Below are 11,051 nucleotides of genomic sequence, written 5' to 3'. Positions count from 1 at the left end.
CTAATTCTACTGTCACCGACGAGAACCAGTCACCGCTAACTAGTTAATTTTACACTGACTTTTGAGAATTGCTTGGATCTAGATTGGCCTCAATTAGGGTGAATTGCTTTCGTGAAAATCGGTGATTTACAAAAAGGATTCTTGTAAATGGTATAAACAGCAAATACTGTTTCCAGAAAGTAAAATATTTAAGTTACTGTTTGGAAACGGTATAATATTTACAAAATATTACCAATAGGTCATAATCATATTGTTGTGGATATTCGTCACTATCGGACAGTATCAGGTAGAAAGCCTGTGGAGGAGTTTATAAAGACGCTTTCATCCACAGTGCAAGAGGTAGTCTACGATGCGCTTACATTACTTGAGGATGGTGAAACGCTCCCGATGCCACTAAGCAGGAGTTTGGCAAATATCCATAAGGGGTTGCACGAGATAAGGGCGAGAGATAGTTCTGGAGCATATCGCATTATCTATTATATCAAGGTGGGTGAGGCTGTTTACTTGCTTCATGGGTTTACGAAAAAAACTCAAAAGACGCCGCAAAAAGAATTGCGACTCGCATTAAGAAGGTTAAAGGAGTTGTAAATTATGCCATGGGAGAAATTAAACCTAGAAGAACTAGCAGAGAAGCTGGGAATTGACTATTCTGAGGTTAGAGCGAAGCACGATTTAGTCAGGAAAATTAAGGCAGCACGAAAGAAGCATAGTTTGACCCAAGAAGACCTAGCGAAAATGCTTGGCAAATCCCAGTCATGGATTGCCAAGGTGGAAAGTGGCTTAGGAACAAAAAATATTTCTTTTGAGACTCTTTTAAAAATCCTTTCTATGTTGGGATATGACTATAAGATTGTCACAAAAAAAGTCTCAAACCCCGAAAAGGTAGCTGCCTAGCTATACTGTTTCCAGAAAGTAAAATATTTAAGTTACTGTTTGGAAACGGTATTTGTTGTTTATTGGCAAGTGCTTACGCACTTGCTGTTTATACCATTTACAAAAATCCTTTTTCTAAATGCTATAAATGCTTGCATATTCTAGCGACCTCGATACTAGTACGAGCGTAGCGACGCACTGTTATCAGCGTCGCCAGGACTCCCTAATCTCCCTAGCGCATATTGCTTAAGCGCCCGCAAATCGAGCTTGCCGCTGCCTAGAATTGGGAACGCATCGATGGGGATAAAATTTTCGGGTTTGGGAATCCATAGATTAGAAAGGCCGCGTTCTCTTAGTTGCTTTACAATGTGGTTAGCATCTAGTTCGCCAAGACTTAAGACTACTAGCTTCTCGCCCTTTCTCTCATCGGGCACGCCAACAACTACGCAGCGCCTTTCGTCGGTTCCTAAGACTTTTTGGATTTCTTCTTCAATTTTAACGTGCGGAACCATTTCGCCGCCGATTTTGCTAAAGCGGGATAAGCGATCGGTAATGGTTACAAAGCCGTCCTCATCGATACGCGCTATGTCGCCAGTAATATACCAGCCGTTCTCAATTACTTCTTTAGTTTTTTCCTCATCCTGCCAATATCCCAGCATAACATTCGGACCTTTTACTAACAAAAGCCCTTCAGTGTTGGGAGCAAGCGTTTGGTGCGTTTCCACATCTACAATTTTTACAGCTACTCCCGGCAAGGGATGTCCTACCGTCGACAACTTTTCACCCACCTGTCCGTTATTGCCATCGACAAAGCTATCGATATTTAACATAGCTACTGGCGAAAGCTCAGTGGCACCATAACCCTCGCGCGGCATAATGCCGTACTTCTTCGCAAAAGCACTAGCCGTAGCGACCGGAAGTTTTTCGGCGCCTACAACCACGTATCTTAAAGATGCAAACTGCTGCTCGCTACACTTTCGCGTATACATGGCTAAAAACGTAGGGGTCGTCATTATCATAGTAGCTTTATGCCGCTCAACCATCATGCCGATAGTAGCCACATCAGTTGGGTTGCTGTGATATACTACTTTAATGCCAGAAAGTAAGGGAAGCCAAAGAGTGGCCATAAACCCAAAGGAATGAAAAAACGGCAAAATGCCCACAACTACGTCTCCATTTCTCACCTGACAAACGTCGCACACCGCACAGACGTTTGAGGCGATGTTGCCGTGAGAAAGCATTACACCTTTGGGGTCTCCAGTACTTCCGCTAGAAAATATTAAAGTTGCCAAATTATCATTAGCTTCGCTTCTAATAGGTAGAAAAACTGCCTTTAAAAAAGATTCTATCTTTTGCAAAACTCCTAGCTCATTTGCTAACTCTTCTACGAAATTTATCTTTACTTTACTTGAGAGAGAATAATTTAGGTGCTGTATAAATTCTTTAGCCGAAACAACTGTTGAAATCCCGCTCTTTGCTACTGCGCTCTCAATCGCCTCTTGGGAAAGCGTGTAATTGAGATTGACAACTATTTTACCGGCTAAGAGCGCAGCTATGTTGCAAATTGCAGCCGCAGTTCCCGGCGGAAGCAGTAGCCCAATCGCAGGGCCCGAAAAACCGCTAGTCCTAAAACTTTCAGCTAGAGCAAATGCTCGAACTAAAACTTGTCCAAAGTTAAGCGCCTGACCCTGGCTATCTACCATACAAGCTCTAAGCGGGTGCCTCCTAGCTTCTGACACAAAGCCAGCGTGCAGTAGTTTGTCGGCATCTCGTCGATAACGAAAAGCGTTACTACCTAGCTCCTGCACCGCTTGCCGCACCTCGTGCGCCGGAGTTTTGCTACATAAAGGCCTTCCAAACGAAATAGTCGCTGGATATGGCAAGCGTTTAGGTCTTTTCCAGACGAACCTCCCACCCTTAAAGCTAAAAATGCTGCCCCATAGCTCGTCTAAATGCACTGGAATTATAGGTGCCTCGCTAGCGCCCTTCATGATGCGTTCAAAACCTTTGCGAAACGACAGCAGATTTCCTGTGCGCGTAATAGCGCCTTCGGCAAATATGCACACGAGCTCGCCAGCTTCGATAGCAGCGCGCGCCTGCGACAGAGATTGAGCGATCTCCCGCGGCTTATCTTCAGATGAAACCGCAATTGCGCGCACAGCTCTCGCAATTGGATTAATGAGACGATGCTCGTAGATGGGCCGATACATCAAGAATCTAATAGGCCGCTCTATACTCGCTAACAGTAACAAAGGATCTACATAAGAAACGTGATTGCAAACTAGCAGAGCTCCGCCAGTCTCTGGAACGTGCTCCTTGCCAAAAACCCTCAAGCGGTAAATAGTGTGCGAAAACAGCCAATTTAAGCAGCGAAGCAACATCTGCGGCATAGTTCGAACAATATAAACGGATACTGCGGCAGTAACGACAGCACAGCACAAAAATACCTGCCGAGGAGTTAAGCCCAGGATGTCGATAAAAACCCATACAGCTCCACTGGCTGCTAGCACGCCAACAAAGGACAAAAGATTGGTAGCTGCAATATACCGTCCACGGCTAGATGCTATGCTATATCGCTGAAGAAAAGAATTAAGCGGAACTATAAAAAAACCGCCACTTAACCCTAAAAGGGCAATAGAACTGTGCGCCAGAAATGGCGAGTCATCCACCAGTGACAACATACAGCTAAATGCCGCGATCCCCATTGCACCCAGAGGAACTAGCCCCAGCTCCACCTTCCCGGCAGAGACGATACCCGCTGCAACGCTTCCTAAGCCTATGCCTAAGGCAAAGATCGTAAAAAAGATAGCGGTTTCAAACTCGCTAGCTTGCACGGTGAATTTTTCAAATATTAACGCATTTAGCCGAATAATCGCTCCCATTCCCCAAAAGAAGCTTATGGCTATGACCGCTAAAAAAAGTTCGCGGTGCTGTCTTATTTCGCTAATAGTCGATCTAAAATCGCTTATAAAGTTAAGTTTAAATTTTAAGACATTTTCGCCCGCAACCGTCCGTGGAACAAAAAAGCTACTGAACAACCCACAGCTAGCTATCGCCAAAACTATAACACCAGGCAAGATATACGGTGGAGTCGAAACAGCTTTGACTAAACCTCCAAGTGAAGTTCCAAAGACTATGGCTAAAAAAGTCCAGAATTCAAGATAGCCATTGCCCTTAGATAAATTCTCTTCAGCCAAAATCTCCGGCAATATGCCGTACTTGCAGGGACTAAATATCGCGCTGTGTAGCCCCAATAAGAACAAGAGAAGCAACAGTCCGACAATATTTTGCGACCAAAAACAATATAATGCGCCACTCATGATGAGAACCTCAAAAGCTTTCATCATTCTGATAATTCCTGACTTGCTAAAGCGATCCGCTAAATAACCTGCATAAGTGGAAAACAGTATAAAAGGCAAAACGAGAAGTCCCTCCGAAAGCGCTAAGAAACCAACGCCCGCACCATCCTTGACAAATAGATCCAAAATGAGAAGAGAAACTACAAATCTATAAATGTTGTCATTAAGCGCACCAAGAAACTGAGTGGCCATCAGTGCTTTAAAGCCGATGGACGAACATTCTTTGGATCTTACATCTAGCAAATCCAAGTCTCACCTAGGATCTAGACGTGAGAAACTTAACGAGATCGATTTTACTAACAATGCCCGTTACGTTATCGGCCTTATCAACAACTATGGCCACATCGCTAGTCTCAAAGACGCGATTTAAAACGCTTATGGTATCGCCCATAAAAACCTTGCTCCTTATGGGCTTGCCAATAGATTTTACGGGGTCGTTCGCCCGAGCTGTAGCATTGACAAGCGCATGCAGCAAATCAACCTCTCGCACCATTAGCTCCACCTTGCCACTAGCTGGCTTTATGGGCATTTGCGATATACCAAGAGAACTCATACGCAAAACCACACTAGAGATTGCTTCCTCAGCACCCGCATACTCGATCTTAGAGCTACTCGACAGCATTACATCCTTGACGCTTGCCAAATTATTGAAAGATTCGAGGAATCCCATGTCGCGCATCCACTCGTCGTTAAACTGCTTGCTTATGTATCGATCTCCAGAGTCGCAAACAATGGCCACTACTATTTTGCCTGGCCCCAAATCCTTAGCCACCTGTAGGGCGGTAAACATTATTGTACCACTAGACCCTCCAGCAAAAATGCCCTCCTCTCGCGCCATCTTTCGGGCGGTCAAAAAGGAATCCTTGTCCGAAACATTTACAATTTCATCGATGACTGACATGTCCAAAGCACCCACCATGGCATCCTGCCCTATGCCCTCTACCTTATAAGTTCTAGGCTTCTTGACTTCGCGGCCATAAAACAGATCAGCAAAAACGCTTCCAATCGGATCGGGGCAAACCACAGTTACATTTCGATTCTGCTCCTTAGCTTTCTCCTTGAGATACCTTGCCGTTCCCGATACGGTTCCTCCAGTTCCGATAGCAGCAACTAAACAATCGACCTTGCCATCAGTATCCTCCCAGATCTCCGGGCCAGTAGTTCGATAATGGATCTCTGGATTGTCCAAATTGTCGTACTGGTTAATATGAAAAGCATTTTTTGTTTCGCGGGCAATTCTTTTGGCAACTTCCACATAGTGCTCTGGGGAATCGTGCGACACATCCGTAGGAGTGACTATGACTTCAGAGCCGAAGGCTTTTAGCATGTTAATTTTTTCCTGGCTCATCTTATCGGGGATTGTGAATATAGTTCTATATCCTTTAACCACTCCAACAATTGCCAGTCCTAGACCAGTATTTCCCGAAGTACTTTCAACTATTGTGCCTCCTGGTTTTAGATCTCCCCTCCGTTCGGCACATTCCACGATATGTGCTGCCATGCGATCTTTTATAGATCCACCTGGGTTAAAATATTCGAGTTTTGCATAAAGACAAGCCGACTGTGGAGCGACCAGTTTATTGATTCTTACCAGGGGGGTTTTCCCAATTAACTGCAAAACATTATCGAATGTCTTCATGGCAACCACCTCAATAAACAAAATTGTAAATGCAAACGTTTCCCGACATGCTATTAATAACTCCGTTGAACTCGTGGATTAAACTTAAAGACGTATAAGTCGTAAACTCTATCCTCGCCTAAATCGAGATAAAGAACTTCCTCATACTCGAGTTCAATTAAAATCTTGCCATCAAACCTGTTTATCTTTAAATCTTCTTCCTCCCCGATAGGTAACTCGAGCTTCTTAATTTGCTTCATGAGCGTTTTTCTAATCTGCTCATCACTAAAAATACTGGCCTTCGCCGCCTGATTCTCCATCAAGCCAGAAATCTCATGATAATAGTAATAAAACGGTATAACCTGATTGCCAACGTATACGCTAGAAACGACTAGAAGAATTATAAGCAGTATGGACAAGCGACCAATTCCGCCGTTCGATGACAACTTTACCTTTGCTGTACTCGCTTTTATTTTTTGCATGACCAAAAACCCCGAAAAAGATAAGAGGCCGTCCGACAAACACCTGATCCAAACAGACCAAATTAGTTTGATGACAGAAACGCCACAAAAAGCAAAATTAATTGACTTGTACCTTGCCACGCCATTTCATCTGCTGCAATCAAAGAAATCCATAACAGCTAAGTATAGGGCATTTCGATTATTACTTGACTATATTGTTGCAAATATTGGCCAATTGTCTATAAACTAAGTACCAATGATTTCGCCTAATAGTCATACGTCTCGTTTGTTGCGCGCCATCCCCGTAATTGGAGCTTTTCTATTACTGCTTGGCCTGGGCAACCTGAGCATTGGCTATTATAAGGGTTTAGAATACGAATCGATGCTAAAAAATCTTTCTAGCGCCGAAGCTGCGAGCGAAGTAACAAATGCCTTTCCGCTTCGTCGCGTTCAGCAAACAAAAACGACGCGGGATCTCTTGTATGCCCGTCGCGAAAAGGCCCAAGCTCGTATTGAGCTATACAATTTGGTTAAGACTGGTGGAAAAATTTTTTTGCTGCTAGGCACATTACTAATTGCTATCGCTTTCCTAGTAAGGCCACACTGAGTGTTCGCTTTCGTTCTTGGCAGCTATTGAGACAATAGTCACATATAAAAGAAATCCTAGCACAAACAATACTGCTATTACTTGACTTGTGGCTGGCGCCAAGGCTATGACACCCACTCTTGCGCTCTTCGCGACACTATCTAGCTCTGCAAGCATCACAAGCAAATAGTCCACGAGCCTTAGGACTATTCGAATTAGCAAGTCGGAAAATGGCAACGCTAGCCCAAAGGCAACTATAGCCACAATTCCCACAATAATGGCAACGCTAAACATAGGAACTGCTATGACATTTATGAGCGGCCCCATGGGAACGATGGAATTGAACCACAATAGCACTATTGGCGCGGTGCAATACCAGGCACAAAAGCAGGTAACACAGTTGGCAATTAAAAATAATGACAACTTGCTCCCTTTAACGCTAAGGCATTTTGCCTTTATGCGATCACAAATATCGCTGCTCCATAGCAATCCAAATATCGCAAAAAAAGTCAATTGACAGCCAACATCCAAAAATGCCGCTGGCCAAACAAAAGCTACCACGAGAAAGGCCACCAGCAGGCTTCTTATCGCTTGACGACTCCGCCCAAGAGCTAAGCCAAGCACCACCAGAGAAATAGCCGACATGGATCTAACCACCGTTGGCGACAGCCCCACCACCAGTGCGTAAAACCAAGTGGCAAAATAGCCTACAACAGCTGCCAGCAACTCGGCACGCATGAACAAAAGCAATACGGGGATTCGCCCAACGAGCCATTTTATACAAACAAATATGAGCATGTAAATCATCCCTACGTGGAAGCCAGATACCACCAAAATATGCGAAGTCCCAGTATCTCTAAAAAGTTGCTCCACTTCATACGCAACCACTGCCCGCTCGCCAACTGTAAGCGCCAGTAAAACATCTAAAGAGTCACTCGGCCCCATTTCTGCGATTAGCCGCTCAATTAGCTTGGTAACGAGGCGCTTTCGCGCACTATCCTCTATTTTGCTCGTTGCCACTACTCGCTCTACGGCACCCTGCGCGACTATTCCCCTTCTATACAAGAACCCACGATAAGAAAAGATAGGAGGACGGCTTTCTCCCTGAGTTACGACGGGAGATAGTTTTGCACGCACCGCTATTTTATCGCCCGCTATTAAGTCAGCAAGCGGCGACCACGGCAAATCTGAGGATGTGAGCAAAACTTTTCCCCCTATCTCCTCGGAATACACCGTTACTCTTAGCTCCCCTACTCTTGCGCGTTCCAGAGAGCCAACCACTTTGCCTTTTAGCAGCGAGCTCCTGCTCCTGCTAAAATGAGAATCTTGATCTATCGCAATAGCTCTCAATTTGAGGATAGCAGCTTCAGTAGGCAAGACATTAATTGCTAACAAGGAAACGGCTGCTGCTAAGGCAGCGCAGAACAGCAGGCGACAAAGGCACTTATTAATGGACGTAACGGAGAATCCTTGTCTTAAGGACAATGCCGCAAAACAAAAACACAACATACCTAAGCCGCATATGAGCAGAAATGATACTTCTCGTCCGACAATAACCCTAAGCTGACTAAGCATAATAAGCGCTAGCAACATCACTATTTCTACGCTATCGTTATTGGCAAAACGACAGGTGGCTCGAAAACAATTACATATGAATTTCCGGAATCTCATTTTTTTTCTCGCAGCATCGCTTTCTCTCTCGTGTAGCCCATCATCGCCATCGAAGTCCGGCCCTGTGCCTGGCGCTGAAAGCAATTCGATAGCCTGGTTTATTGACACTTTTGGCTTGGTAAATCATGCGCCTCTCGACCATTATTTAGACAACCTCGAAGATAAACTAGCTAAAGCTGCTCAAGTAGCTAACCTGAAGTTTACCAGAAAGCACTCAGGCGTTAGTTCTTGGGCCGTTAATTCTTGGAAACTCCTCGTCCTCGATATTGACTCAGAGAACGCATTCTTTGCTGGAGATAATGTCATCTTGCTCACAAAAGGTTTGTTAAGGAATCTGCAAAACGAGGCTGAACTTGCGGCCATAGTAGCTCATGAGATGTCCCACTCTTTACTTGGGCATGTGTTGCAATCTCCGCGCCCACCTGATGGCCATACAAATGCCCCGCAGTATTACTTCTCAATTGGAAACGAAATCGCGGCAGATGTTATGAGCACGCATATTCTCGAGTTAGCCGCCTATGACATAAGCCATGCGCTTACGGCCCTCGATATTATTTATCGCCAAAACCAGAGAAAACCGTTCAGTGAAAATGCAGACTGGGTAAAAAAAAGACAAGCTATGCTGCTAAAGCTAATAGCTACTCGCCCGCAACCCAAATATTCAATCAGCAACACTAGAGAATTTGCAAGAATGAAGCGCTACCTAAACCGTTTCCAAAAAGTAAGTTAAATATTTTACTCCTAACCTTCCTCACACCTAAGAACCAAAGCTTCCCAAAGAATCCTCATCCCGGCAAGGCGTGACGGAAGTTGTTCCAACTGTGGGGCAATCTCTATTAGCATAGTTTTAGCGCGCGACATTTCTTTTTCGGCAATAAAAGCCGCACACAAAGCCAATTTTGCGGGAAGCGTGTAGTGACTTTCCTCAATTGCAGCTCTAAAATACTTTATTGAATCCTTAAAAAGTCCGCGTTCAAGCTTAATCAACCCGACCGCCAATCGCGCTGGTGTCCTGTTATCGTCCACAGTAGAAAGGCCGCTAAAAATTCGCTCGGCTGGCGTAAAATAGCCCATTTCATAATAGAGCCTGCCTAACTCGTAGATTGCAAAGACATCCTCATCACTATACATTGTGGCTAATCCCTAATTCCCTTATTTTCTCCCACCGTTAGCCAAGTCAACACCTGCGTAAGCATTGACATCTCGCTTGAGCGCCTTTTCGCGGATGCCTCATCGATATTCGGATCGTGCTCCGACAATAATTCGATTCGTTCGCTAAACTCCTGCTTTAATGCATTGAGTCGCCGGAGATCTCCCAGCGCAGGGAGCAACACTGCAAACGGCATGACGGACAGATTTGCCTTTCCAGGATAAACCTCGCCTATTCTAGGAGGTCGCTCGCCCGTTATACCTGTTTGCTCAAGTCTAACTTGGCCACTAATACCCTGCGCACCCACTATCGGCTCATCTTCGGGCAAGGCATCGGCAGAAACTTCCAAAACATCGCCTGCCTTTCCACCTCGCTTGCCAGTTTCAACTATTCCCGTCTTTCTCCTCGTAGTTGATACCATTGTTAATAACTTTTCCTACTAACCAAAACACTATCTCTATGTTGCATTTGGTTCTTATCCTATTCTTCTTGGATTAACGCCTTCATTGCCGTCTTCATTTCTGGCGACGCCTCCGACTCTCTATTTTCAGCTTCAATCTCCGCACGTGACATCTTATGCTTATTAGCATACGCCACCACGACCACGAATCGCGACAAGATACCAACAAAAAAAGAAAAACCAAGTATTACAGCAAAAAAGAATAACAAATAGCGCCCAAACGATCGATAGTAATTGCGAAAGGCAATAGTAACCTCACTTTCCGCCTTAACTCCATTAAACTCCTGTTTAGCAGCATAATCCGCCTCAGCAACGGAGGTTCTCACAGCGCCATCTATCTCCACAAGATTCTGCGGCATTTCCGAGATACAGTGAAGCATAAAAAGGACAACCACAACTACCCAGGCCAAAACCTTAATCGTCGCAAAGAATACTTGGCTCACACGCCCTGAAAAATCGCCAAACAAATTGCGCCCTAGGGAGGCAAAACTAGCGAGACTCGGCCTAAGTGGAATTAGTGTAAACAAGAAACGAGTCTGATAAAATCCCAGTAAAACAACTATTGTTAGAACGGCAAGAAGGAAACAAGCACTTGCTTCTAACAGAACTTTAAAAGCACTTGAGACGCTTTCGGCACCTGCAACATTAACTCTACCGCCAGCCCAAAACGCCTTCAAAAAAGGCAGCAGTTCATCCACTTGTCTAAGTAAAAAAACACCTACGCCAACAAAAAAACCAATGGTAACGCCAAACGACGTGAAATCGGCGCTAAAAGCGACAGTCCCCGCTTGGCGAAGACGGCGCAACTTAGTTTCAGTTGCCGGAAATTGTTTGTTTTCGACTGACATCGGTTATGTTCTTAAACTTCCCCCT

General features: G+C 44.7%; 11 protein-coding genes. 4 read left to right on the top strand and 7 right to left on the bottom strand.

Annotated elements, in window-relative coordinates; all coding sequences use genetic code 11:
- Nucleotides 1-297: 297 nt before the first annotated feature.
- Both IT291_03670 and IT291_03665 read left to right on the top strand, forming a co-directional pair.
- Nucleotides 298-588: a type II toxin-antitoxin system RelE/ParE family toxin gene (locus IT291_03670; protein ID MCC6220323.1), complete on the top strand. Its 291-nt coding sequence runs from the start codon at nt 298-300 to the stop codon at nt 586-588.
- Between the two features lie 3 nt (nt 589-591).
- Nucleotides 592-894, top strand: a complete 303-nt coding sequence (locus tag IT291_03665; GenBank protein ID MCC6220322.1) for a helix-turn-helix domain-containing protein — start codon at nt 592-594, stop codon at nt 892-894.
- Between the two features lie 155 nt (nt 895-1,049).
- Here IT291_03665 and IT291_03660 read toward each other — a convergent pair whose 3' ends face one another.
- Genes IT291_03660 through IT291_03650 form a run of 3 tightly spaced genes read right to left on the bottom strand, consistent with a single transcriptional unit; the run spans nt 1,050 to nt 6,332 of the window.
- Nucleotides 1,050-4,475 (bottom strand): MFS transporter, encoded by a 3,426-nt coding sequence (locus IT291_03660; protein MCC6220321.1) that lies wholly within the window; start codon nt 4,473-4,475, stop codon nt 1,050-1,052.
- 13 nt (nt 4,476-4,488) lie between these two features.
- Entirely contained in the window at nt 4,489-5,871 is a 1,383-nt protein-coding gene (locus IT291_03655) for a pyridoxal-phosphate dependent enzyme (GenBank protein ID MCC6220320.1), read from the bottom strand.
- A gap of 53 nt (nt 5,872-5,924) precedes the next feature.
- Nucleotides 5,925-6,332, bottom strand: coding sequence for a DUF4845 domain-containing protein (locus tag IT291_03650; protein MCC6220319.1), 408 nt, complete (start codon nt 6,330-6,332; stop codon nt 5,925-5,927).
- A 235-nt stretch (nt 6,333-6,567) separates the two neighbouring features.
- Here IT291_03650 and IT291_03645 point away from each other — a divergent pair, with 235 nt between their 5' ends.
- Nucleotides 6,568-6,918 carry a hypothetical protein gene (locus IT291_03645; GenBank protein MCC6220318.1) on the top strand — a complete coding sequence of 117 codons (351 nt, stop codon included), beginning with the start codon at nt 6,568-6,570 and terminating at the stop codon, nt 6,916-6,918.
- Here IT291_03645 and IT291_03640 read toward each other — a convergent pair.
- A complete protein-coding gene (locus IT291_03640; GenBank protein MCC6220317.1) occupies nt 6,901-8,568 on the bottom strand; it encodes a ComEC/Rec2 family competence protein in 1,668 nt (555 codons plus the stop codon). The genes IT291_03645 and IT291_03640 overlap by 18 nt on opposite strands.
- Here IT291_03640 and IT291_03635 point away from each other — a divergent pair.
- A complete protein-coding gene (locus tag IT291_03635) occupies nt 8,549-9,298 on the top strand; it encodes a M48 family metallopeptidase (GenBank protein MCC6220316.1) in 750 nt (249 codons plus the stop codon). The genes IT291_03640 and IT291_03635 overlap by 20 nt on opposite strands.
- A gap of 11 nt (nt 9,299-9,309) precedes the next feature.
- On the opposite strand, the gene IT291_03630 is transcribed toward IT291_03635, so the two are convergent.
- Genes IT291_03630 through IT291_03620 form a run of 3 tightly spaced genes read right to left on the bottom strand, consistent with a single transcriptional unit; the run spans nt 9,310 to nt 11,026 of the window.
- Entirely contained in the window at nt 9,310-9,699 is a 390-nt protein-coding gene (locus tag IT291_03630) for a hypothetical protein (GenBank protein ID MCC6220315.1), read from the bottom strand.
- A gap of 5 nt (nt 9,700-9,704) precedes the next feature.
- Nucleotides 9,705-10,139: a hypothetical protein gene (locus tag IT291_03625; protein MCC6220314.1), complete on the bottom strand. Its 435-nt coding sequence runs from the start codon at nt 10,137-10,139 to the stop codon at nt 9,705-9,707.
- 59 nt (nt 10,140-10,198) lie between these two features.
- Nucleotides 10,199-11,026, bottom strand: coding sequence for an EscU/YscU/HrcU family type III secretion system export apparatus switch protein (locus IT291_03620; GenBank protein ID MCC6220313.1), 828 nt, complete (start codon nt 11,024-11,026; stop codon nt 10,199-10,201).
- Between the last annotated feature and the right edge of the window lie 25 nt (nt 11,027-11,051).

This window comes from Deltaproteobacteria bacterium (genome assembly GCA_020845775.1).
Taxonomy (GTDB): domain Bacteria; phylum Bdellovibrionota_C; class UBA2361; order SZUA-149; family JADLFC01; genus JADLFC01.
This window is presented reverse-complemented; position numbering and strand designations above follow the sequence as displayed.

Coding starts and splice junctions, on each gene's coding strand:
- IT291_03635 (MCC6220316.1), top strand. CDS start 8,549: ATGAATTTCCGGAATCTCATTTTTTTTCTCGCAGCATCGCTTTCTCTC.
- IT291_03665 (MCC6220322.1), top strand. CDS start 592: ATGCCATGGGAGAAATTAAACCTAGAAGAACTAGCAGAGAAGCTGGGA.
- IT291_03620 (MCC6220313.1), bottom strand. CDS start 11,026: ATGTCAGTCGAAAACAAACAATTTCCGGCAACTGAAACTAAGTTGCGC.
- IT291_03650 (MCC6220319.1), bottom strand. CDS start 6,332: ATGCAAAAAATAAAAGCGAGTACAGCAAAGGTAAAGTTGTCATCGAAC.
- IT291_03645 (MCC6220318.1), top strand. CDS start 6,568: ATGATTTCGCCTAATAGTCATACGTCTCGTTTGTTGCGCGCCATCCCC.
- IT291_03655 (MCC6220320.1), bottom strand. CDS start 5,871: ATGAAGACATTCGATAATGTTTTGCAGTTAATTGGGAAAACCCCCCTG.
- IT291_03640 (MCC6220317.1), bottom strand. CDS start 8,568: ATGAGATTCCGGAAATTCATATGTAATTGTTTTCGAGCCACCTGTCGT.
- IT291_03625 (MCC6220314.1), bottom strand. CDS start 10,139: ATGGTATCAACTACGAGGAGAAAGACGGGAATAGTTGAAACTGGCAAG.
- IT291_03630 (MCC6220315.1), bottom strand. CDS start 9,699: ATGTATAGTGATGAGGATGTCTTTGCAATCTACGAGTTAGGCAGGCTC.